Annotated in this window: 17 protein-coding genes and 2 pseudogenes; 5 read left to right on the forward strand and 14 right to left on the reverse strand. The window is 44.3% G+C overall.

Features of this window, described 5'->3' with window-relative positions; genetic code table 11:
• Window positions 1–194: 194 nt before the first annotated feature.
• Window positions 195–1,127 carry a DUF2279 domain-containing protein gene (locus AC0IYG_RS18500; RefSeq protein ID WP_229209009.1) on the reverse strand — a complete coding sequence of 311 codons (933 nt, stop codon included), beginning with the start codon at window positions 1,125–1,127 and terminating at the stop codon, window positions 195–197.
• A 939-nt stretch (window positions 1,128–2,066) separates the two neighbouring features.
• Between AC0IYG_RS18500 and AC0IYG_RS18505 the strand changes: the two genes are divergently transcribed.
• Both AC0IYG_RS18505 and AC0IYG_RS18510 read left to right on the forward strand, forming a co-directional pair.
• Window positions 2,067–3,086, forward strand: coding sequence for a hypothetical protein (locus AC0IYG_RS18505; RefSeq protein WP_471712600.1), 1,020 nt, complete (start codon window positions 2,067–2,069; stop codon window positions 3,084–3,086).
• A gap of 104 nt (window positions 3,087–3,190) precedes the next feature.
• Entirely contained in the window at window positions 3,191–4,066 is an 876-nt protein-coding gene (locus AC0IYG_RS18510; protein WP_138368465.1) for a bestrophin family protein, read from the forward strand.
• 534 nt (window positions 4,067–4,600) lie between these two features.
• On the opposite strand, the gene AC0IYG_RS18515 is transcribed toward AC0IYG_RS18510, so the two are convergent.
• The 13 genes and pseudogenes from AC0IYG_RS18515 to AC0IYG_RS18575 form a co-directional block, all read right to left on the reverse strand.
• The gene (locus tag AC0IYG_RS18515) at window positions 4,601–5,827 is read right to left on the reverse strand and encodes a hypothetical protein (protein ID WP_138368466.1); all 1,227 of its coding nucleotides are present in this window, start codon (window positions 5,825–5,827) and stop codon (window positions 4,601–4,603) included.
• Entirely contained in the window at window positions 5,824–6,267 is a 444-nt protein-coding gene (locus AC0IYG_RS18520; RefSeq protein WP_138368467.1) for a QcrA and Rieske domain-containing protein, read from the reverse strand. Before AC0IYG_RS18520 ends, AC0IYG_RS18515 begins: the two co-directional genes overlap by 4 nt.
• 1 nt (window position 6,268) lies before the next feature.
• The gene (locus AC0IYG_RS18525; RefSeq protein WP_138368468.1) at window positions 6,269–7,465 is read right to left on the reverse strand and encodes a di-heme oxidoredictase family protein; all 1,197 of its coding nucleotides are present in this window, start codon (window positions 7,463–7,465) and stop codon (window positions 6,269–6,271) included.
• Window positions 7,466–7,599: 134 nt separating this feature from the next.
• A complete protein-coding gene (locus AC0IYG_RS18530) occupies window positions 7,600–9,630 on the reverse strand; it encodes a heavy metal translocating P-type ATPase (protein ID WP_138368469.1) in 2,031 nt (676 codons plus the stop codon).
• Between the two features lie 164 nt (window positions 9,631–9,794).
• Window positions 9,795–10,868: an FG-GAP-like repeat-containing protein gene (locus tag AC0IYG_RS18535; RefSeq protein ID WP_471712630.1), complete on the reverse strand. Its 1,074-nt coding sequence runs from the start codon at window positions 10,866–10,868 to the stop codon at window positions 9,795–9,797.
• Entirely contained in the window at window positions 10,853–12,019 is a 1,167-nt protein-coding gene (locus tag AC0IYG_RS18540; protein ID WP_471712601.1) for a hypothetical protein, read from the reverse strand. The genes AC0IYG_RS18535 and AC0IYG_RS18540 overlap by 16 nt, the downstream gene beginning before the upstream one ends.
• Before the next feature lie 47 nt (window positions 12,020–12,066).
• Window positions 12,067–12,741: a DUF1345 domain-containing protein gene (locus AC0IYG_RS18545; protein ID WP_138368471.1), complete on the reverse strand. Its 675-nt coding sequence runs from the start codon at window positions 12,739–12,741 to the stop codon at window positions 12,067–12,069.
• A gap of 33 nt (window positions 12,742–12,774) precedes the next feature.
• The gene (locus AC0IYG_RS18550; protein ID WP_138368472.1) at window positions 12,775–13,500 is read right to left on the reverse strand and encodes a ZIP family metal transporter; all 726 of its coding nucleotides are present in this window, start codon (window positions 13,498–13,500) and stop codon (window positions 12,775–12,777) included.
• 48 nt (window positions 13,501–13,548) lie between these two features.
• Window positions 13,549–15,645: a heavy metal translocating P-type ATPase gene (locus tag AC0IYG_RS18555; RefSeq protein ID WP_138368473.1), complete on the reverse strand. Its 2,097-nt coding sequence runs from the start codon at window positions 15,643–15,645 to the stop codon at window positions 13,549–13,551.
• A gap of 45 nt (window positions 15,646–15,690) precedes the next feature.
• Window positions 15,691–16,878 carry an efflux RND transporter periplasmic adaptor subunit gene (locus AC0IYG_RS18560; RefSeq protein ID WP_138368474.1) on the reverse strand — a complete coding sequence of 396 codons (1,188 nt, stop codon included), beginning with the start codon at window positions 16,876–16,878 and terminating at the stop codon, window positions 15,691–15,693.
• 55 nt (window positions 16,879–16,933) lie between these two features.
• Complete coding sequence (locus AC0IYG_RS18565) at window positions 16,934–17,971, reverse strand: TolC family protein (RefSeq protein ID WP_471712631.1); 1,038 nt, start codon at window positions 17,969–17,971, stop codon at window positions 16,934–16,936.
• Window positions 17,972–18,274: 303 nt separating this feature from the next.
• Window positions 18,275–21,217, reverse strand: a pseudogene (locus tag AC0IYG_RS18570) (efflux RND transporter permease subunit); the annotation flags it as partial.
• A gap of 376 nt (window positions 21,218–21,593) precedes the next feature.
• On the reverse strand, window positions 21,594–21,737 hold the full coding sequence (locus tag AC0IYG_RS18575; protein WP_471712602.1) for a hypothetical protein: 144 nt from the start codon (window positions 21,735–21,737) through the stop codon (window positions 21,594–21,596).
• Between the two features lie 778 nt (window positions 21,738–22,515).
• Between AC0IYG_RS18575 and AC0IYG_RS18580 the strand changes: the two genes are divergently transcribed.
• The 3 genes and pseudogenes from AC0IYG_RS18580 to AC0IYG_RS18590 all read left to right on the forward strand — a co-directional run.
• Window positions 22,516–23,118, forward strand: a complete 603-nt coding sequence (locus AC0IYG_RS18580) for a hypothetical protein (RefSeq protein WP_471712603.1) — start codon at window positions 22,516–22,518, stop codon at window positions 23,116–23,118.
• Window positions 23,119–23,913: 795 nt separating this feature from the next.
• Window positions 23,914–24,201 carry a hypothetical protein gene (locus AC0IYG_RS18585; protein WP_471712604.1) on the forward strand — a complete coding sequence of 96 codons (288 nt, stop codon included), beginning with the start codon at window positions 23,914–23,916 and terminating at the stop codon, window positions 24,199–24,201.
• A 37-nt stretch (window positions 24,202–24,238) separates the two neighbouring features.
• Window positions 24,239–24,331: pseudogene (locus tag AC0IYG_RS18590) on the forward strand (helix-turn-helix domain-containing protein); the annotation flags it as partial.
• Window positions 24,332–24,451 lie beyond the last annotated feature (120 nt).

Genomic DNA, 24,451 nt, shown 5'->3' on the forward strand with positions numbered 1-24,451 from the left:
AATAATTTGGGAAGAGCAGCAATAGCCGGAAAACAGGATGATCAATATAAATTCAACCTTCGCAACCTTGGCTTAACAGTCCATATATGCATGATGGGCATACCCTGCATTTTAAGAAATACACAGACAGGGTTCGAAATCTAAAAAATCAGCCCCTAAAACTGATCACAAAATGGCAAAAAAGCATTTCCATATTAAAAGAACAAAGGCTTTAAGCGGACTCCGGTTTTATCCATTTGAAGAGATGGGGAAGGAATTTTAACCGAATTGGCCATAAAACAAAGTGTCCTTAAAATTTTGCTGCGTGTTTTAATTTTGGTCAGGTCAATATCCATAGATACATAGTATTGCCGATAGGGATCAAAGCCCAGCTGCTGACTACGGTTTTTTTGCGCAGATACCATATTATTAATACCATAACCGACTGAAAAACAAAGCCAGGCAGGCCATGATGTATTTGCTCCAAAAGATCGGGGGCTAAATGAAAGCCAGTATGTTTGACCATTATAATCCTTAAGCCATCGTTGGGAGTAAGTAGAACCTAAAAGTTCCGGTCGCATGGCTGCCAGTGAAGTATATTGAAATGAGAATTTGGGTTGAATACGGATTTCATCCCACAGCGCTATCTGGCCCAGATATACAACTGAGCCAAAAACATTGGCAACCATATCCCCGGGCGAAAAGCCGTATTCGGGCGAAAATCCGTCCAGGATTTCTATTGGTGTCTGAAAAAGCACCCCGGATATTGCCCCATAAATCAAAATCTGCTTTTTACTCAATCCAGCCTTTTGGTAAAGTGCAGCTGTGTGGCGTGCAATCTGATAGGATGTATAAAAGTGACCAACTTTGTCAATCTGCAGCCAGTCACGGCTATCATCCTGGATTCTAAATTTGGTAAGCGGGTCTTTATACCATGATTTACTAAGTCCATAAATACTGCCGGCATAGACAGCCGATTGACCTGCAAATATTGCACGCAATAAAACATAATTTGGCCTTTTTGTGCTATCACCTTCATCATGAACCTTTTCGGCCTGGGCATTCACGATTGGTAAGACCAGGATAAAAAGCATCACAGACATCACCAAGCCACAACGTATAATTTTTGAACAGTTAGTAAAACTCATTTTTCAACTATATCCAATAAAATTCTTAAAATTTCAGGTGAACCTTTTAATCTTCACCGTTTTCGTGCTTGACACTTACAGGCTTATCCCCGAAGGATCTCCGCCTGTAATTTTATTACTTTATACGCAACTCTTTACCATAAATACTCGTAGAAAGCTAAAATGAATGGTATGCGCGAGTTTAATCTGCCGACTCTGCGGTTGCCCGCAGGGCCCAAAGAGGCCGTAAGATTTAAAATCTGTTGTTCAAACAGTTTGTAACTAATCTATGGACATATGCCTTTGGTGTGAAACCACACATCAGGCAAGGTTAAGAGCTATCTATCTCTGATTTAAACAACCCAAAGTCGAACAGTCTTTATCAATCGATAACAGGTACAGGTCAAAATACGGGTGAGCTTGATAAATTCAATATTAACTGATAAGTGATTGATGGGTGTTTGCACACTGAGCTTGCTGAAAAACCGGCATCATGACAGGCTCCGGAACAGTGGTTGGATCAAGACAAGAAAAACTCTGAGGACCTTTCGAAAATATCCACACAATATGACAGAGTTACCAGATGACGAATTGGATAAGCTCTTCAGGAAGTCAATGAACGAGCTAAAATCCTAATTTTGAGCAAGACAACTGGAACGCTTTAAGCAAGCGCTTGGATGATGCAAACCGAAAAACCGATCTCCATCGCATTTTTAAATGGCCGCTGCTTAGAATTTTTACAGTGCTGGTTATTATAGGGGCACTGTATTACTCGTATAGCGATGAAAAACGTGACCCTCCGAAGCCCGCCAAAGTTTCTGCAAATAGCTTAGCGTCATCCAAAGCAGATAAAAAAGATCCAAAAACCAATAAGGGTTTTCAGAAGTCTAATAATGCCATAAGTCGCAACTCAAAGTTGGTAACAAAAGACACGTTAGTATCCAGATCAGTAAGAAGAAAGTGGATATTGATGCGGCAGATATATTAGCCGCTGAATCCAAAGTTATTGACTCAAACGTCCCTGGTGAAAATTTTACAGTACCAATCCCCAGTGTTGCCAAAAAAAGATTATTGCATAATTTACAACCAAAACCGCTAATCAAGCTGGCATACAACCAAAAGCCTATTGTCCAGCAAGTGGAAGCGGTTACTATTTATACGGCCAACCAAGACTTGCCTAAAACTGATCAACCAAAGATGGGCATCAGCGTAAATGATACCGTATTCACTATACAAAATCAAGAAAGGCCCAAACCTTCAATACCTATAAGTATCATAGATAACCACCTCTCTATTAGCAACGTTAGATTAAATTTTCCATCAATAGAACATCCAAAAAGCGAGGAATTCGAGCAGGAAGCTGGCCCGGCACCAACTAGCCAATTCGTAAATAGGCTGGCTTTTTATTTTGGCTACTCTCCGGATCTTAGTGCGGTGAAGATCAAAAACCTTGCAAAGCCTGGCTTCGCCGTTTTTTTGATGGCCGAGTATTCTATCTCAAATCGAATGTATTTTCAGCTAGGATTGGCAAGAAGTAAAAAAATATACAATGCCCAGGCTGGTGAATATACCTGGCCTTCCAATTGGAAGCAAAAAATCTTGCCTACCAGTGTAGATGGAACATGCAAAATGCTGGAAATCCCTTTTAACCTGAGATTTGACATTACCCAAAAAAAACTTTCACGATGGTTTGTTACAGCGGGCGTTTCATCTTATTATATGGCTAACGAAAAATATGTATACAACTACCCTCCTTACAGTACAAATATTAAATGGTATGATTATCAAGTAAAGACCGGATGGTATTTGCTGAGCCATGCTAATGTATCAGTCGGTTATCAATATAGGCTTTCCAAAAAACTTTTCTTAATTGCAGAACCTTATGCGAGAATCCCTGTAAAAAAAGTTGGTTACGGAAAAATCAATTTAACGACAACCGGGGTTTGGCTATCGGTGAGATACATTCCGGTATTCAACTAGCTCGGTATACAGACTTTTTTGTTAACCTTTAAATCAGGTACAAAAACGGCTTGGCAGCGTCCGCACCATAGGTATAAACCATAAAAACGACGATTGTTCTAAAAATGCTTCTAAATAAAAAAATATCGGTTTTCTCCTTTATTAAACAAATTAGCTTTGATATTTCCGTAATACTTTTCTATGCTATACTGGTTGCAACTGCTGACCAATACGGAGTACTTGCCCAAATATCTGTACCCTTGGGAGTTTCAGCCATCATTGGTACAGCACTATCGCTGCTGCTTGCATTCAGAACAGCCCAGGCATATGAAAGATGGTGGGAGGCCAGAATAGTCTGGGGAGCAATTGTAAATGATTCAAGAACATTGATCAGACAAGTAAAGCAGTTTGTCACAGATAACCCGGATGGGAAAAAGTCTGTGGAATCATTTGCGTACCGCCAGATCATTTGGTGTTATGCGCTAGGTGAGTCGCTACGCCGATTGCCTTTCTCCCAAAAGGTGCAGCAATACTTGACTGAGCAGAACATTGTAGAAATTAATATCCCAAATGGTATTCTAAACCGGCACAGTATCGAACTTTCACAGCTACAGATCGGGGATTACAAACAAGTACAACTTGATTCGACTTTAAGCCGCCTGTGCGATGCCATGGGAAAATGTGAGCGAATTAAAAATACAATATTTCCGAAATCATATAGTTTGCTAGTCCATTTTTTAATCTATGTTTTTGCAACACTATTACCATTTGGCCTGGATGACAAATATTATCTTGTTGAGATTTTTGTAACTGCATTGATTCCCATCATATTTATAGCAATTGAGCGTACAGCTATTATACTCCAGGACCCTTTTGAAAATGTACCAACCGACACGCCGGTAACAACTATTGCCACAACCATTGAAATCAATATCAAAGAGCTAATAGGCGATAAAAACTTACCGACCCAAGAGGCTCCTACATCTTTTTTTGTCATGTAAAGCACTAACTATCTGCATAAAATTACAGATCAAGTTATAACCCAGGCCAGATGATCATTTAGGGTATAAGGCCGTTTGGGTTGTCTGATCTTCCCTTTTATAATTCAAAACAGTGATGAAGGCATTCCAGATAATAATAATATGATCATGCAATTCAAATTAACCATAGCACAAAACTATTTCCTATTTTTGTCAGACATTAAAGCAGGTCAATTATAAACCTTAAAATTTTAAGTCCTTTGACCGGCTTATCTGCTTTTTTTGACAGCAGGTAAGCTGGCAAAGGCGCCAATGCTCCCATTGACCCATTTAGCTCACTATCGTAGTAAGTCTATCAATGGTAGTTTTTTTACTGTTCAGACACTAAATCGATAGTTGAATGGACCTAATTATAAGCTGATAATTAAATTATTTGCTAAACTAGCTATAATCAATATCTTCACTTAACTATTCAAGTACTTACCCTTAAAGTCAGCTCTATACCATCGTCATTTTTCTGATGGAATTGCAGCTGATTTTTTCTTGGATGCAAAGCTAAAAATACGTCGAAAAACCAAACTGGAAACCCGCAGTTTGCGAGGCCGGATTTCTTAATAAATCTGTATGCCGTTCATACCGGTAATTTGCCCTGATGACTGTTTGCGCAGATGGCCTGAAGCTGATCGCCGGGACCAACGCATACATATGATCCGCTATCCTGAGCCCAAGCTCCTGAAAATTCCCAACATTGTAATCGGCATATTCCAGGCGGAGCGCAACATTGAGCACACTTTCAGACCAGCCGAGCATTTTGCCTTTTTTTATGGGCTGGACGATATCCAAAAAACCGCCTTGCTGGCGGTTGCCAAATTGCTGGATATAGGTATCGGGAACATCCACATATGCCCAAACCCATTCACCGTTCAGGTAGGTGTCTTTCAGAATAGTTGAATTGATATCCAGGGCAATAAAGTTAAGTTGCCTTTTCTTGTCAAGGATAATCCCGTCGTCTTTAAACTTGTTATAGACGCCCCCCATCCACGACAGCCCAATTTCGGCGACCTTTCTATGTTTAACGGCCATTTTGACGGTCTTCAATGGGACACCATTAAAGCTTTCTTCGAACCTGTCCCCATTGGCCTTACTGGCCGGAAACCAGGTCCGGTTCTGATTATTATTAATAATATTGTCATCGAACCCGTTGGAAAGATAAGCCTCATAGGCCCAAACCCAGTCCTTTCGGGAATACTTGCCGAACACCCCAAAGCCCACATTGCTCCACGTACTGGGAATGATGGTTGTCGATGAAACAGGCCGGCTGACAAATTCCCATTTGGGGCCATCATGGTTTTGGTTGAAAGAGCCGATCGGGTTCATGATCACCCCGCCACGCAAATTAAATAGCGGATTGAATTCCAGGTCTAATGCAGCAAATTCGATATTGATTTCCCGGCCTCCTTCTTCAAATTCAATTTCAGTCATGAACTTGATGCGCTGCCGGATACTTGCCGACATAAACATCGTTAGCCGTGGCAATTGAAAAGAAAGGCCATCACTTATCCCATCGGTGCTAAAATAGCTGCTATTGGCTTCCAGGTACCCGCCCAGTGAAACCGGCAACTTTCCCATTTGCAAGAACGGCCGGTTGTAAACAGCATCCATATTCAGTTTCAGCTTACTGGAATCCTGCTTGACACGGGTAAAGAAAAAACTTGTATCGGTTTGCCCGTAAAGGACCTGGCAAAAAAAGAGCAGATAAAGGGAAAATAATTGTTTCTTCATGCCAATAGAATGTATACCGAGTTTTCATCACTGCGGACGTTGAATTTTCGTAAATCCTCTTTTGCAGGACCCTTGGTCACTTTTCCACTGCGGTCGTATTCACTGCCGTGTGCAGAGCATGAAAGCGAGTCACCGTGCACGCTGACTTCATTGCCCTGATGGCTGCATTTAAGCCAAACTGCGGTGTATTTGTCATTACCATCATCATAGACGGCCACAGGGAATTTCAGGTTTTCCACATTGACGACCACAACCTGACGCGCTATTTTCTCCCCTGATTTTTTTGTTTGAAAAAACGAATCCTTGGGAAAATAAATCGTCTTGTCCGAAACTGTGCCTTGAACCGAATAGACGCTGGCACAGCCGGTCAGCGAAAGCGTTGCAGTTGAGAATCCAAGGCAAGAAATGCCGCACGCCTTAATGAATTGTTTTCTGTCCATTTTACAAGGATTTTAAAAATTTGATAAGATCTGCCTGCTCACCCTGAGCCAGCTTTTTGAAACGGTCCCGGCTCGCACCGGCTTCCCCACCGTGCATCTGGATCGCCTGCTCAATACTTCTTGCCCGGCCATCATGCATCAAAAAGTACTGGCCGCCTTGGGAGTTGGGCGACAGACCAAGCCCCCACAGGGGCGGCGTTCTCCATTCAGAGGTCTTCGCGCTCCCTTCGGTGTAACCATCATCGAGTCCGCTACCCATATCATGGAGCAGCAAATCGGTATAGGGATGAAAGGTTTTATTGGAAAGGGCAGCTATTGGGGAAAGACTTGTTTTCAAGGTTTGCTTGTGACAGCCCTGGCAACCCAAGTCTATAAACGTTTGCTTGCCCCGCTGTACCTGCGTGTCGTTTTGGTCCCTTTGGATAGGCGCTTTTAAGGTTTGTAAATAAAAGACCACATTGTTAATCGTCAGGTTTGAAATCTCTGGATCTATCTCTTGGCCTGAGTAGACATCCTTGGGTGCAAAAGCAGAGCTGATCCCAATGTCCTGGCTGTATGCATTCACCGTCTGGTGAAGCAGGCTATAAGCGGCCGCTTTTTTTCCGAAACGATGGATGTATTTGCCATTTTTAGGGATTGCATTGGGTAAGGCATTGATGAATGAAGGCAGGGCACCATAATTGGGCACGCCCGATATCCCGTCTTTATCCAAGTCAGATGGATCGGCCATCGCCAAAATATCTTCATCGGAAACCAGCTCGATAAACCCAAGCCCCGTATTGGAAGGGGGCGTAAATCTGGAAAAAGTAGCACCGGCCGGGATCGACTCAGGTGTATAGCCAGGAATCGCCCTGTTTTGTAGCTGTGGCCCTCCCAGGTGCAGGAATTTATTGCCTGTTTCATCCGTTTGCCCGAACCGGGTCAGGGTCGTAAATAGTGTCCCTTTTCCATCACCGGCATGGCAGCTTCCGCAGCTCGTGGCTACAAAGACAGAACCTAAACCGGTTTCCCTGGTAAATATCTCATCATTGAAAGCCACATCACCTGCTAAAAACCGGGTCTTCTCCGCTGATGAAAGCCCATCGATAGGACCATCCAGGATTTGGTCGTCAGCCGGTACCCGTGGCGTAATACGCTCACACGACACGATCAAGATGGCTTCGAGAATGATAGCAAAAATAAGTAACCGTCTATTCATTTAGATTCTTCTTAACAAAGTTTTAGATAAGCCTAAAATTTATATAAAGGTAGTTTAAATTTTTATAAAGCAAATATTTGGCATAAAAAAACCTCCGGTTGTAGCCCGGAGGTTTGCTATTGCATCAGAGTAGGTTAGATATTTTTTCTTTGAATTCGGAAAGCATTTAAGATAGCCAGTAGCGCTACGCCAACATCGGCGAAAACAGCTTCCCACAAAGTTGCGATCCCGCCTGCACCTAACAGAAGGACAATTGCTTTTACAGACATGGCAAGGATAATGTTTTGCCAGACAATGGAGCGTGTGATCTTACCAGCCCGGATGGCGGAAACAATCCTGGACGGCTGATCATTCTGGATAACTACATCCGCTGTTTCAATAGTCGCATCAGATCCCAGCCCGCCCATTGCAATGCCTGCATCGGCAAGGGCGACAACGGGGGCATCATTGACTCCGTCCCCGACAAAGGCCAAACGTTTACCCGCATCCTTGAAGGCCTGCACTTTCTCAACCTTCCCTTCCGGCAACAAATCCCCATATGCTTCATCGATGCCCAGTTCTTTGGCCACTTTTTGGGCAACAGCATTCTTGTCGCCAGAAAGCATTACCGTCTTGATACCCAGGGCATGCATATCCTTGATGGCCTGCGCGGCATCTTCCTTGATTTCATCGGCAATGGTAATGTAGCCAGAATATTTGCCGTCAACGGCTACAACGACGATTGTCTCTTGGATCTGCTTGATATCATCGGGGTAAGAGATTGAAAATTTATCCAGCAGTTTCAGATTACCGGCTAGCAGCTCCCTACCTGCAACCTTGCCTTTCAAGCCATGCCCTGCTATCTCTTCTACATCGGTAGGATCTTCCAATTTTTTACCTTGCTGGTACTCGATAACCGCCCTTGCCACCGGGTGCGTGGATACATTCTCCAAGGATGCGGTCAATCTTAGGAATTCTTCCTTTTCCATATCACTAACAACCTGCTGTACTTTGAATACCCCTTTGGTAAGCGTGCCCGTCTTATCCATGACAATGGTATCCACCTTGGTCATTACATCCAGGAAGTTGGAGCCTTTAAACAAAATCCCATTACGGGAAGCCAGGCCGATGCCGCCAAAATAGCCCAGGGGAATAGAAATCGTCAGCGCGCATGGGCAGGAAATAACCAGAAACACCATCCCGCGGTAAAGCCATTGATTGAACACATAGTCATCAACAAAAAAGTACGGTAGCACCGTAATAGCCAGAGCCAAAAAGAAAACAATAGGCGTATAAATCTTGGCAAACTTGCTGATAAAAAGCTGTGTCGGTGCTTTTCTGGCCGTAGCATCCTGCACCATTTCCAGTATCCTGGAAAGCTTCGAATCCTTAAAAGCAGTCGTCACTTTTAGCTCAATCGGCCTGTCCAGGTTGATCATCCCGGCTAGCACTGCGCTTCCCTTTTCTTTGGTATCGGGCTTGGACTCACCCGTCAACGCAGCGGTATTGAAACTGGCCGATTCCGTTAGCAATTCACTGTCCAGGGCGACTTTCTCACCTGGTTTGACCATAATGATATCGCCAATTACAGCATCAGCGGGGTTAATGACCTTATTACCCCCGCTTCTCTTGACAGTCACCTTATCGGGACGAACGTCCAGCAGGGCTTTAATAGAACGTTTTGAGCGGTTAACCGCCAGGTCCTGAAAGAGCTCGCCCAGCTCGTAAAAGATCATCACAGCAACGCCTTCGGCAAACTCGCCAATATAGAACGCCCCCAGCGTGGCAGTTGTCATCAAGGTGAACTCGTTGAAAAAATCTGCGCGCTTGACCCTTCTGAACGCAATTTGAATTGTTTTGTAGCCTGCCAGCACATAGGCTGCCACCATTAACCCAATCTCGACGGGCTTTGCCACCTGGATTTCGAGCACTTTGCTTACCAGCAAAAAACCAAGCAGGATCACAAGGCTCAGCCATAATGCCCACCGGCTTTTGATCAGGCTCTCGCTACCCCCTTGACCGCTATGATCGTGCCCGTCGCCTTCGCTATGGTCGTGGTCATCATCATCTTCCTGATCATGATCTTCCCCTTCCGCATAGTCATGGCCTTCGTGTTGTTGTTTTTTTGCTAATTCTGTATCAATTGGCTCCTGCTTTTCAGGCTCGTTGTTCCGGCTTTTTTCCATGATATAGTTCCTTTTAATTTCTACAATAAGTCTAAGATGCCCAGGCCAATGAGCGTGATCTGTCGGCGAGAACCAATGGTAAAACAGCCATTAAAACGGTGAACCATATAGTCTTCATACGAATGGAATCAATCAGCTCATTATAACAGCTATCAGCATATTGGCTATTGAACCACTATTTTTTTTGTCACGCTGCTGGCTTTACCGACAAATTCCAATAAATACAATCCGGATGGCCAAAATGAAGAAGATATTTCCTTTTCAACATTTGCCATCACGACAATATTTTCTGCAATAACGCTCCCCTTCACATTCACTATTTTTAATAGTGAATTTTCAGATGAAACAATCTTAATATACTGGCTAGCCGGGTTGGGATAAACCACTACCTGATGCTCGCCCACCCCTATCAATGGAGGGGTAACAGGTAATATATTGTTAAGCAATATTATCCCCCCGGCGTTAGTGCCTATTGCGATATCTGGTTTTCGGTCCCCATTATAATCGCCCGCATGGGCAAAAAGGTAATTCCCATAAACGGGTGCCGTTGCCGTACCATTATTTTCAACCAGCAGGCTCTCTCTCTGTGTCCACTGCCCCCAACGCGCACTATGAAAAATACGGATTGTCCCGGTATGATCGGCAGTCATCAGATCTGCTAGCCCGTCCAGGTCAAAGTCCGCTACTGATACCTGCGCGAAACGTCCCTGAAAATTAAGTGAGACTCCTGCGAAAGCTTCGGTTTGTAGTTTGAATTCAAAACGACCCCTTGACGCGGTATTGATATAGTAATAGATATTGCCTTGTGTTTTTCCTATCAATAGGTCCAGATCGCCATCCCCGTCACTGTCATAGAAAAAAGGGACATCACCGATCCGTAGATCAGTTGGCATGGGTAGCAAGATGGCATCTTGTATGTTTAGCAGGGCCGCTGCCGTCCTTCCCCGGTTGGGTATATACCTGAATTCAGGCTTTAAGCCGCCAGACGAAACGGATGAAAACCCAAGGTCTATGGTCCCGTCTCCATTGAAATCAGCCCATTTAGGCTTGATGTTATAGAGGGCGAAAGCATCATACAACCCCAAATAGTTTTCGGACTCCATTTCATAGATCGGCTCTGTGGCAGTGCCGGTGTTCCTAAGCAGCCACAGGCTCCCACGGAAGCCAGTGCTTGCTGGATTTCCTCCTGTACCTATGATCAGGTCAAGGTCTCCATCGCCATCTATATCAAAAAAGATGGAGCCGCATTTTCACCCACATCAATCATTTGATCCTGCAAGAAGTTCTTTTGCATAAGGCTGAACTCTGGCTTTTGCTGGGTACCCGTGTTTTTATAATACCAGTTCGAAGCTTTAAAATCGGTCGAATTGTTGTCTGAGGATCCAACATTGGTTGAAACAATAAGGTCTTTCAATCCGTCGAAATCAACATCTTCCAAATAGGCTGCCGGAAACATGGAAATGGAAACTGGATCCTTTGCAGGATAGGAATTAGTGGACGATGTGTAGTTGGCAATAAGACCTGCATTGGAGTTGCTGACAAAGGAAATATAATCACTGCTTACATGACCGATTAACAAGTCTTTGGTACTATCCCCGTTTAAGTCACTAGCAAGGATGGAATTTCCTGCATGCATAATACGTCCGCCTGAATAATCCACCACACCACAATCTGCCCCGAATACAAAGTCCAGATTGGCGTCCTTATGAAAATTTCCCCAGCAATCACCATTGCGGAAATAGACAGGATCAGCCTGCGTGCCCAAGCTATCGGGCCTGCCGAACCGCTCCATGCTCAGATTCTGGTGCAGCTCTATAAAGGTTCCTGAATAGTCAAAAGTAAGCACATCCAAATCCCCGTCATCATCTATATCGACGATTGCAGGGATATCCTCACCGGATACCTGTAAATTAAGATTGGAAGAAAAACCTTTGGTGCTTACACCTTCCCTGACCAGTTGCCATGACCAGCTGCCTTCTGTTTTCAGCTGCCTATAAACGCTGATACCTAAGGGTGAGCTGGTAAAAAGATCTTTATGACCGTCCCGATCGTAATCTGCCAGTACCATCCAGTTGTAGATGGCAGGAAATAGTTGTTCATAAGACGGTGCATGTAAAAAAACTTTACCCGATGCCTCTGACGGGTTAGGTGCAGCAACAAATGTGGTCACCTTGCTATTGGTACGGTCAAAAACCACCAGATCTTCAATGCCATCCCCATCCAGATGCATTTTAGTGAATTGTGAAGCATTAAGGCCTCCTGCCCAGGGATTTAGTAGCTGCACGTTTTTTACCCTTACTCTGGTAACCGTATCGGTTTTAAACCAGGATTGCTGCGCCTGAACAGCGGCTGAAATAGTTAAATAAAAGAGGAAATATATGATCTTCATGGCTAGTAGGGATAGCGTAATTTCTAAATCGTTGCAGCAGTTGAACCTTATTTTTGCATCAGTCCGGCAACGATATTGATACTTAATGCAACAATAACCGTGTTAAAAGCAAAAGCCAGAACACCATGCATCAATGCCAGCCTTCGAATTCTTTTTGATGTGATCTGTACATCTGAAACCTGAAAGGTCATTCCGATCACAAATGAAAAATAGGTGAAATCAAGGTAGTCGGGCTCTTTCTCATTCGGAAATTCAAGTCCCTCTGGCTTTTGATTTTTACCTTTTAGGTCGTGTTCAATATTGCAGTAATACAAATGGGCGTACCTCAGAGTAAATGTGGTATGAACTAGCCACCATGAGCTGATGACACTGGCCAGTGAAAGTAAAATGTGAGCCGTCAGATCCGATTTTGACTGCTGGCCAGTACCTTGTAAGAGAATTAAAATGGCAAAAAGACTTACAAACGCCGCAGCAACAGCAAATAAGAAAATCAGCGTCCGGCTTGAATCCTGGGCATGGACCTCATGTTTGACCTCAGCCGGATGAGATGACAAAATGGTTATCCACGATAGCGACAGACTGGTAAGACAATAAGCAAGCCAGGTAACCATGATATGGACGGGCTTTGAAAACGCTCCAATAGCCAGTAGAAATGCAATCAATCCAGCTGCAAGGGCTATGTACAATTTATGGTGTGCATCCAGACGATTTATGAATTTCATTGAGGTACAGCGGGTTAAAAAGGTGGCATAAACTCAAAGCATCATTCCCAGGATCATAAAAATGAGAAAACCCGTAAAGAAGGAGGCCGTATAAAAAGCAGTTTCCTTTTCTTCATGGGCTTCCACGAGCAGCTCCTCGGTGACCAGAAACAACAAAGCCGCTGACCCAAAAGAAAGTATTAACTCTAGCACGTTGTCAGAGGTATTGTGCAGTAATAGCAGTCCCAGCGCTGAGCCTGAAATGAATACCAAAGCCATAGCCAGAAGGGTAAGATGAATGACCTTTTTAGAGGGCGATGATCCCGACAGAGATGTTACTGTGGCAATTCCAAGCGATAAACATTCTAAGGCAAGGGCAACCGCAAGCAGCACCCCTTCCTTCTCCCCTGCTGCAAAGCCAATGCCCAGCAGTATCCCGTCAATCAGCAGATCAATACCCATGGCTATAAGTACACCCCATGGCAAACCGTTTACTTCTGCTACTTTTACAGCTGGCTGGATTTTCCCGGTAAAATATTTGATGAGCAGCATGGCTGCCACTCCGGACGAAAAGCCAATAATGATTGATTTCGCATCGTGTATCTTGATCATATCCGGCAGGAGCTCTACGGCAACTACGGAAAATACAACCCCGGCCGCAAAATGAAGGATAATGCTTTTCAATGCCGCACCTGGCGGCTTGAAATAGGCGATCATTCCGCCGATATACCACAGCAGTACAGGAATTAAAGTAAAAACAATTTCTTTCGAAGAGACCATATCAGCGAATTGTTTTCTTTACAGATCTATTATTCCGATAAAATGTCCTTAGTCATTTTTATAAGCTAAAAGCCTTAATGCATTAAAAACAACGATCAAAGTCGATCCCTCATGGGCAATTACGGCAGGCCCAATGGAGGCAATGCCCAAAATGGTAAGCGGAATTAAGACCGCTACAACGCCCAAACTGATCCATAGGTTTTGTTTGATAATGCCCCTTGCTTTACGACTAAGGCCGATGGCAAACGGCAGGCTTTCCAGCTTATCCCCCATCAGCGCAATATCGGCGGTTTCCAGCGCCACATCGGACCCGGCAGCACCCATGGCTATTCCCACTGTGCTTTTAGCCATCGCCGGTGCATCATTGACCCCATCACCAACCATTGCTACCTTTTTCTCTGATTCTGCAAGCTTTGAAACAGCTTCGACTTTGTTTTCAGGCATCAAATTCCCCCAGGCATCTGTAATACCGATCTGTTTGGCGATCGCTTCTGCCACCTGTTGGTTGTCCCCGGTAAGCATGATCATTTTTTTGATACCCAAAGAGCTCAGCTCTTTCAGCACATGCTGCGCCTCTTTGCGCGGGACGTCCATCAGGGAAAGTATACCGATAAAGTCGGCCTCTCTTTTAACAAGCATCGAAGTATGTCCCCCTTTTTCCAATTCTTCCACCTGGCTGACCAAATCCTTGGGGATACCGTCTTTTTCGTTTTCAAACAAGGCCTTGTTTCCAATCCAGACCTGCTTCCCACCCACTTCTGCTTTCACTCCTTTGCCGGTAACAGCCTGAACATTTCTGGCTTCATCTGCCTGGATCCCTTTTATTTTTTCTTCCGCCCCCTTCACTATGGCTGCTGCCAGTGGATGATCACTAAGCTTCTCTACCCCAATGGCAATTTTTAAAAGTTCTTCCTCGCTGATATTGTTAAGCGGGATTACATTGGTCAATTTGGGTTTTCCCTCTGTGAGTGTACCCGTTTTATCAAAGGCAATCGCATTAAGCTCTCCAAGGTCTTCGAGTGGCCCTCCTCCTTTAATCAGTACGCCCCCACGGGCTGCACGGGCAATTCCGCTCAGAACAGCACTGGGTGTAGATATGGCGAGCGCGCACGGGCTTGCTGCTACCAGCACAGACATGGCCCTGTAAAAGCTTTTGCTAAAAGGCTCGTCAATAACAAGAAATGCAAAGCATAACAACGTGACAAGTACCAAAACAGCAGGTACAAAATACTTTTCGAACTTGTCTGTAAACAGCTGGGTAGGCGATTTTTGCTTTTCTGCTTCATTGACCATTTTCACCAAACGGGAAATGGTCGAATCTTTGGCTTCCTTGATCACCTTCACTTCCAGAACCGACCCACCATTAATAGTTCCGGCAAAAACCCGGAACTGGGCTTCAATGTTCTTCTCTTGGCTGTAATCTTTGCCCGCATCGGCAACAGGCGATTTATCTACAGGAACACTTTCTCCGGTAATCGGGGCCTGGTTGACACTACCCTCCCCTTTAACGACCACCCCGTCTGCGGGGATTTTGCTGTTGGGTTTGATGATGATTATTTCTCCAAGCTTCAACTCTTCGATACGTACCTCTTGTTGTTTTCCATCCCTTAAAACCAGTGCAACCGCAGGTGCCAGGCTTGTCAGGGCCTCAATGGATTTTCTGGCCTTGCCCATCGCAAAGTGTTCCAGCGCATGTCCTAAACTAAACAGGAATAGCAAAAGGGCCCCTTCCGCCCACTCTCCCAGAATAGCGGCCCCAATGGCTGCTACCAGCATTAAAAAATCAATCTCAAAACCTCCTTTCGCAATCGTTTCAACCGCCTCTTTGGCGGTGAAAAACCCTCCGAAAAAGTAGGCCACAATATAAAATGCCAAACTAACCCAATCCGGGATGGAATCAACATAGGAAAGACCAAACCCTATTCCCAGGCAAGCCCCGCAGAGCAACGCGAAAATAAGCTCGGTATTTTTTCCAAAAATACCCCCGTGTTCATGCGTATGCTCCTTACTTTCCCCTTCCTTGTGACTTTCATGTTCATGACCTTCATGGGCATCACCCTGATGATCCTGGGCCTGGTTTGGATCCAGCGTGCTGCCTTTTGTGGCGGCCGCTTTATTCTTCTCGTTATTTTTATCTTCCTCCATGTTTTTAAGAATTAGCGTTCTGATCAATGCATACATAACTAAAATCTATTCTTCTTCCTCTGCATTTTTAAGTTTTGCCAGCAAGGCATAAGCCCCTTTCAAAACAATCCTGGCCGATTTACCATCAAAGCCCTCCTGAAACTTAACCTGCGAGTACCCGTTTTCTGACGCGCCCCTGACGACTTCTGTCATTTCGAACGCCATTTCAGTTCCAGCCGAATCCTTTACGGCAGCATTTTGGATAAATATGTAAGATTTACCTTCAAAGTCGACAATAGCCTGTTCAGGAAGCGCAGTTACAGGGCTAGCCCCGGTCTCAATAATTGCTTTTACAAAGTTTTCAGGGAGAAGCCCTGGTTCCTCTTTACTAAGATGGCAATGCACCCTAACGGTGCGGTCTTCGTTGATTTTTTGATTGATCAGATACACTTTGGCTGTATATTCTTTATCTGCATTATTGCTGACCGTAAAATGGACCAACTGGCCCAGCCTGATCTTTGGGATATCCTGTTCAAAAACAGAAAGCTCCACGTGCAAGTGATCTGTGTCAACGATCTCAAACATGACATCGGTCGGGTTGACATATTTACCTATATTGACATTTACTGCGGTAACTGACCCGCTGATCGGGGAATAAATCGAAGCGCTGTTAACGATCGTTCCGCTATTTAAGGTTTTTAGACTGATGCCAGCCGTTTTAAGCCTTTCTGTCAATCCTTCCAATCTCGCCTTTTGACTTTTTACCTCAGAACCGGCCTGTTGCAGGATTTTTTGGGCATTGATATTTTCCTTGCTCAACTCAGTTTGACGATTGAATTCGAGCTGCGCATATTCAAGCCTGCTCTGGGTTTCCAGGTAGTCCTGCTGTATCTGGATAAAATCCGGATTTTCAATGGTGGCCAGAATCTGGCCTTTTTTAACCTTCGTTCCCTGCAACAGGTCGGTCTTTCTGACAAAACCACCCATTGGCGCTGAAATGCTGACCAGATTTTGAGGTGGGATGTCAATTTTACCATTAGCAGTCACCACTTCGCTGATGTTCCGGGTCGTTGTCGTTCCGATTTCTACCCCAGCCGTTTCATATTGTGCTTTTGTAAGCGCTACCGTATTGGTCTCTGCCGGTTTTTCTTCTGCCGTGGGCGTTTTTTCAGCGGTTTCAGCTTTTTCCCCCTCAGATTTGCCACAGGAAGATAAAGCTGCCAGAAGAAATAAAACAACGATGATATTTTTCATTTTAATTACCTTTTCTATATAAACCATGATTTACGATCTAATTAATGCACTGATTTTATTGTCTGTTTAACAGGAACTCTATCTCAATCACCGATTGGTTATAGGAGTCCAGAAGGTTCAAATACGTAGATTTGATATTCAACGCCCTGTTAAGTGACTGGGCAAATTCCACATAGCCGATATCCCCGCCTTCATAGGCCCTGGTTGCATTATTGCGGATCACGTCAGCCAAAACCAATGTGTTCCGCTCATACAAGTCAAGGCTTTGATTTGCGCTTTGATAAGTCTGTATGGCCTGCTGGAGTGAACTGGTCAACTGTAAGCTGGTCAGATCAAGTTGGTTCCGGCTCACTTTTTCGTTAAGCTCGGAAGCTTTGATGCGTGCGCGGGAAGCTCCGTTGAAAATCGGTATGGAAACCCCAAATTGAAAGGCATGAAAACGTTTTCCACTCCCGTAATACACATCATTGCCATTGAATGTCTGTGTTCCAATCAAGGACTGGTTGGAATAACCGATATTGAAATCCGGCAGAAGACTTGTGCGTTGAAATGCGGTTGTACGCTGATCAATAATAATCTGCTGCTGTAAAAATTTTAGATATGGATTGCTGTTGATCCCGGAAGTGTCCAGTGTCAGGCCTGCCAGGGTTCGCCTTGTCAGCGTATCCACATCGGGTGCAACGGCGTCAGAACTAAAAATCAGTGTCTGTAACTGTTTTTGCAGGTTTAGCTTATCCCCCTGATTCTGTATGATGCGGGACTCGATATCGCCAAGCTCGCTCTGCGCTACCGAAGACTCGAGCTGATTGGCCTCCCCGGTTTTAAAGCGGAGCTCTGCGGCTTTCACAAAGCGCTGTGCGCGCAATCTTTCCTGCAACAAAAGGTCGCGCTGCTTTTCAATCAGTAACAAACTGTAATAGGTACTTTTAACCTGACGGACAAGTTCGTTTTTTGTTACTTCCAGCCTGGTCTGGATACCATTTACCTGCTCGGACAATAAGGCCCGTCGTTTGGCAGTCACCCCTGGATGGGAAAGTGTCTGGTTTACATTAAACTGATTATCAAACTTTCTGCTGTTATACTGCCCACCCATCCATGAAACGTCGGTTTTGGCAAGGTCCCTGGCCGTTCCCAGCAATGCCCTTTGGACATCAATCTGGTAAACACCTGATTTTATTTCAAGGTTTTTAGCGGACGCTTCCTCAATAGCTGTGGACAACGAAATCTTTCTAACTGAACCCGTGGAATCCTGTGCCTTGGCTGATGGTGCGCATATACTGGCAACTGCCGCTAAAAGAATCAATGAGACGGGCTTGATCAAGGCAGCTTTACCAAACCGTTTTTCAAAAATCAGATAAAGTACCGGCAGCACAAGCAGTGTCAAAAGGGTCGCCGAAACCAATCCTCCAATTACCACGGTTGCAAGGGGACGTTGTACCTCGGCCCCAGAACTGGAAGAAAGAGCCATAGGCAAAAAACCAAGGGATGCAACAAGGGCCGTCATCAATACCGGGCGTAGCCTGGTTTCAGTGCCCTGGAAGATAACCTTTCGAAGATCGGTTTCCCCTTCCTTCCTTAAAAAATTAAACTCACCGATCAACACAATCCCGTTGAGTACCGCTACTCCAAAAAGGGCAATAAAGCCAATACCCGCCGATATACTGAAAGGCATGTCCCTGAGCCACAACGCAAATATTCCGCCAATCGCTGACAGTGGGATGGCAGTCAATATCAACAGGCTTTGTCTAAGTGAGTTAAATGTAAAGAACAGCAGCACAAAAATCAGCAACAGAGCAATTGGGACCGCAATACTCAAACGCGTGCTTGCTTCTTGCAAATTTTGGAATTGCCCACCATAAGTTGCATAGTAGCCGGTTGGAAGCTTTAACTGGCTGTCTACTTTGGCCTGGATTTCCTTTACAATACTTTCCACATCGCGGCCGCGTACATTAAAGGCGATCGTGATCCTGCGTTTAGCATCCTCACGCTGGATCTGGTTTGCGCCATTTTTCATTTCCACGGTGGCTACCTGATCCAAAGGAACCTGCTGACCCGTCGGGGAAGTAATAAATAAGGCGCTGACATCATCTAATGTACGGCGGCTCGCATTATTGAGCCTTACTACCAGGTCAAACCTTCTTTCTCCTTCATATACCAACCCTGCGCTGCTTCCGGCAAAGGCTGTGTTCAGTGTCCGGTTGGCATCTTCGATGGTAATACCGAATTTGGACAAGCGGTCACGGTCAAAACCGACTACGATCTGTGGAAGCCCACTTACCGCTTCCACATATAAATCTTCTGCCCCTTCGACAGAACCAACCAGTTTTCCAAGTTTGGCCGCCTGCTCAGCCAGCACATCCAGGTCCTCTCCGAAAATCTTGATGGCAACATCCTGCTTGACCCCGGTCATTAGCTCGTTAAAACGCATTTGGATGGGCTGCTGAAATCCAAATGTTACCCCTGGAATGGTCTGGGTAAGGGTTTCTTGCATCTTTTCTGCCAGCTCTTCACGGCCAGCGGCCTTTGTCCATTCTGATCTCTCCTTTAAAATGACCATCACATCCGCCGCCTCTACCGGCATAGGGTCTGTCGGAATTTCCGAGGATCCTATTTTTCCTACTACTTCCACAACCTCGTCAGGAAAATTCTTCTTGAGTACGCCCGCGGCTTTCTGGGCAGCGTCCACGGTTTCAGAAAGCGAGCTCCCGGTCAGAACCCGCATCTCAATGGCAAAATCACCTTCGTCAAGTTGCGGTATGAACTCGCCGCCCATATTTAAAAAGATCCAAAGGCTGATCCCAAAAAGGCCAAAGGCACTCGCTACAATAATAAACCTCTGACGCAGGGCAAAAGCCAGCGCAGGCACATACAACCTATGGAAAAAAGCAATGATCTTATCAGAAATGTTTGCCTTATGCTCATTCTTTTTGCTCAGAAACAGCGCCGAAACCATCGGGACATAAGTCAGAGACAGGATAAATGCGCCCAGGATCGCAAAACTTACGGTCTGCGCCATAGGCCGGAACATTTTACCTTCTATGCCCACCAGTGCCAGGATTGGCAGGTAAACAATCAAAATAATAATTTCACCGAATGCTGCTGAATTCCTGATCTTGGAGGCAGACTCGTAAACTTCCCGGTCCATTTCGTTCTGTGAAAGCCGGTGGGTGTATTTCTTTCCTACAATATGGTGAAGCGTTGCTTCCACAATGATCACCGCCCCGTCAACGATAAGCCCAAAGTCAATCGCACCCAAACTCATCAAATTACCGGAAACACCAAAAAGGTTCATCATACTGACAGCAAACAGCATTGCTAGCGGGATGACCGATGCCACAACGAGCCCCGCCCTTAGGTTTCCTAAAAGAAGGATAAGCACAAAAATGACGATCAAAGCACCTTCTATCAGGTTTTTTGAAACGGTATGAATGGCGTTGTTAACCAATTTGGTACGGTCAAGGAATGGTTCGATGACCACACCTTCCGGCAGCGATTTGCGGATCTGCTCTACCCTTTCCTTTACATTGCCTATCACTTTGGAAGAGTTTGCGCCTTTTAGCATCAAAACAAGCCCACCTACTACTTCACCTTCATCGTTGCGGGTCATTGCCCCATAGCGCACAGCACTACCAAATTGCACAGTCGCAATATCCCTGACTAAAACAGGAAGGCCGTTGGATGTGGTTTTAACCTGGATCTTTTCAATATCCTTTAGCTTCTGATAAGCCCCTCACTTCTGATAAAGTAAGCATTGGGTTTTTTGTCAATGTACGCCCCTCCGGTATTCTGGTTATTCTGTTCAAGAGCAGCAAAGATTTCAGACATGAGAAATCTGGGCACTTCTTAGCTTAAATGGGTCGATGGCAATTTCATATTGCTTCAAAAACCCGCCAAAACTGCTTACATCGGCGACTCCCTCAGTGCCAAGTAACTGCCTGCGCACGATCCAGTCCTGGATGCTTCTAAGCTCCATAGGAGGGTATTTTTTCTCAAAACCCTTTTTTGTGTGCAGTACATACTGGTAAATTTCGCCCAGGCCTGTTGAAACCGGGCCCAGTTCGGGCGAACCCACGCCGGGTGGTATTTGTTCAACCGCCGTTTGCAGGCGCTCGGAAACCTGTTGACGGGCCCAATATACGTCAATGTCGTCTTTGAAAACGATAGTTACTACTGAAAGGCCAAACCTTGAAATAGAACGGATTTCTTCGGTGCCCGGGATGGTAGCCATCGCTGTCTCTACTGGGAAAGTAACCAGCCTTTCCACTTCCTGGGCTGCTAGCGATGGGCTGGCGGTAATGACTTGTACCTGGTTGTTTGTAATATCAGGAACCGCATCAATAGGTAACTGGGTCTAATGAATACCCTCCCCAAATAATTAAGGCAAGGGTAAGTATTCCAATAATCAGCTTATTGTGAATTGAAAAATGAATGATTTTATCTAACATTAGATATTAGCTTACGTGTATGAATGAGCTTATGACGGCGGCCAGGATAATGGCCGCATCGCAGAAGCAAGTCTAGTAATACAGGTAGGCTAAGCGCGTGGCGGCTGCCAGATAGATGATATATTACCGTTATGGGAACGGCTAAGGTAGGCGAAAGTGATTGCCTTGAAAAAGCTAAAAGCCGCTTTTGCAGGCAAAATAGCAACGGGCTGAGCCATTGAAACACTCGCACAGCAGGCACAGGTACAAAATGGCGTACAAAGATCTATGTCAGCTGCTTGCTGACGACGTTTGACCCGCTTTAATCACATTTATGGTTGTGCCATATGCTTCCATCGACACTGTGTCCGTGCAGGGAATGCAGGAAAGTGCAGTTGTATAAATGGCCAATATGATTAAAGCAATGCGAATCATGCCGCAAAGATAATTTAAATGAAAGTGCAACAGGTAGGCAAAAATGAAATAATTTTCCTGTGATATTTGTGATTTAAAATTTAATTGCTACCGATAACACCGCAATTTCAGACTAACAATGAAGAGCAGAAAGGTTATCCCCAATAAGGTCAACCGGATGAAACCGAAAAGATCGCCATACAGCGGATTTTTGAAAACCTCCAAGCGAACTAAGCCCAGGACTTTCATGATGGTCTTGTATTACTTGATCGCGGCATTGATGTTGGCAGCCATTTTTTTCAGATTGAGACACTACTTCATGGCGCATTGGAAATAACACCAATGGAATGCAGGTAATTCCTGTTGCTACTTAGATTTATCATTTTAAACTTGAATGATTTGACTGGACATTATCGCTTACCTGTTCATTGTTTTCGGCGTTATCTGTGGGGTGCAAACCATTGTTGTAAAGATGGCTCTCAACTGAAAACATCTACTGGCCATTAAAACGAAGACGATCAGTAACTGACCCTGCGGCCCAGCTCCCCATATTTGCTTATAAAGTTCAATTGCATAAAACGGTGTCAAACGTGTCATTGCCTAAAGGTATAAAAGTGCTTGAACGATGTTCTGATGGATTAAGTTGAAGATGAATAAAGATTAATCACCAAATCGCTATAACAGCTAGGTCAGTTTAGCGGTATTTACGCTGAAAGGGTGGCCACTCTGTTTTTAAGTGCTACGCCTTCATCAATAACAGATGTAGAGCTCGATTGAAAAGCATATAATGACTTCAAAAATGAATCAGATTATTTTCGGCAGTATTGCCCTAAGCGTTATTCATGCACTGATTCCTAGCCACTGGCTCCCTTTTGTCACTATAGGAAAGGCCCAGGGCTGGGGACTTGGGCAGATCTTGCGAACTACGCTGCTGGCCGGAGCTGCACATACACTAAGTACTACCATTTTTGGTCTTCTAGCAAGCTTTGCTGGTTTCCAGCTAGCAGAAAATCAGCATATAATTGCTCAGAGAGTGGTTCCGCTGCTTCTTTTGGTGTTAGGGATATGGTTTATTATGCAGCATTTAAGGGGAGATGAGCACCGCCACATCGATGAGAAAATAGTAAAAGGTAAAAGCTACAAGCAGCTGGTGTTTTCTCTGGTCACTGTGATGTTTTTATCACCGTGCTTTGAAATCAGCGCTTATTTTCTAAGTGCCGGTACAATGGGTTGGATGTCAGTGGCAACTATCATTATTATTTATAACATTCTTACCATTGCAGGTATGCTAGTAATGGTTGCGCTAGCAAACCACGGGATAAATAGACTCAAAGTTCACTGGTTGAATCACAATGAGCAGCTGATCACCGGTTTAACATTATGTTGTCTTGCCCATTTTTAACTTTTTTATCGAGTTATAATCCGGTATATTATTATTCTGTCCTGTACCAATAAAAAAGCAATCAAAACTAATCTATCCAGGCAAATCTCTTGGGGAGAAAGCAGGCGAGTCAGAAAAAGATTTACAAGAAGCCGATTTTCTTATGTAACAGCAGAGCAGGATATCAAACACAGGAAAGTACTCTTAAAGGCATGCCAATTTAATTAAGTGTACCAATTTGTCCCTCTTGACCATTTCTGTCCATAAATTAGAAAGTACGACAAAGTTCGTTTTAACCACGGTTTTTCTGAAATATAAAAGGCGTATTGTGCTACTTATGCATATCAACATGTCATCCGGAATATTTATAGTAACTATTTTGGAATATTTTTTGTGAATTTTTTGGAATATTTATTTTATTTTTTCGTAAAATCGTTAGCTTTGCTTGCAAACGAACTTATACGAAAATGAGAAAAATCTTGACCTATGCAGAAGCGCATGAAATTGTTTCGCCGATGTATGATGTTTTGGCTGATTGCATTCAAAGTAGTTTTTGCCTGACACTTATCAATGTGTGATTTAGCTAATCAATTTGGTAGGCCTGTGTCCTATGAAAATCGAACGAAGGCAAATATCATACACGATCACTTAAAGTCGCATGTTGCTGAAAAGTTTACTAATAGCAAGATTTTCGAAGTTGATAAATGGAACAATATATTCGGCGTGAAGGTAAAAGACGACGTATTCATTCGGTTTAATAAAATCAATGAGAGCCGCAAAATCAGCTGTCGTAAGACAAACCAGTATATTAATTATATGAGACAAGGAGAAATACAGGGATTTCCGGCTAGTCCAACTTTGCTCTTTGCAGGATATTTGCCTGATGAAAATTGGACCTCCATAAGAGGTATTTATTTGCTATGCCCTGACAATGAAGACACCCTTCACTGGTCATATGAACTAGACCGTCGAAATAGCAGTGAGCAATTATCAGTATTTGAAAGAAACGAAGGACGTAAAAGGAAGGTCAAGCTTAAACTCACGGACGAAGAAATTTATCAAACACTCAACATCAAGAAATCTGGAACGAATGATTCAGTATGAAATTCAATAAAAAACATTAACCCTTGCCCGGGAATCACGCGGGTATACTCAAAAGCAACTTTCTGAAAAATCAGGGGTTGCCCAGGGTACTATTTCAAAAATTGAACTGGGCCAGGCTTTCGGCTCCTGAGTACTTAATAGAATTGTTCGGTAAGTCCCTAAACTACCCTATTGATTTTTTCACTCAGGATCCATACTTCTATGTTAGAGGTCACTATCGGTCTAAACAGTCCATATCAGACAAGGCGTC

This window comes from Dyadobacter sp. AC419 (assembly GCF_979253085.1).